The 355-nt window shown below is 71.8% G+C and carries 1 protein-coding gene; it reads right to left on the reverse strand.

The window, feature by feature from the left end; translation table 11 throughout:
- Positions 1-335 (reverse strand): SRPBCC family protein (locus tag A6V29_RS08880; protein WP_249933128.1); only part of this gene is annotated, 335 nt, incomplete at its 3' end.
- Between the last annotated feature and the right edge of the window lie 20 nt (positions 336-355).

A 355-nucleotide genomic window follows, 5' to 3' on the forward strand; every position in this document is an offset into this window, starting at 1 on the left:
AGCTTGTCGGCGAACTGACCGAGCAGCTTGTTGCCGACGTCGGTCATCACCCCACGGCCGAACTGGGCCGGCCGTCCGGTGATGGTCAGGTCGGTGGCGACGTCGACCCTCGTCGTCCCGCCCTCGTCGGTCAGGGTGACGGTGATCAGCGCCGTCGCGGTGCCGTTGCCGCGCCGGTCCTTGCCGCGGGCGTCGATCACGGCGCGGCGCGCGGCGTCGTCCCGCTCCACGACCGTGCCGGTGCCCTGGTAGGTGAGGTTGATCGGCCCGAGCTTGACCTTCAGCTCGCCGGTGAAGGTGTCGCCGTCCACGGACTCGAGCGCCGCCCCCGGCATGCACGGCGCGATCCGCTCGA

Source organism: Blastococcus sp. CCUG 61487 (assembly GCF_005222955.1).
Taxonomy (GTDB): domain Bacteria; phylum Actinomycetota; class Actinomycetes; order Mycobacteriales; family Geodermatophilaceae; genus Blastococcus.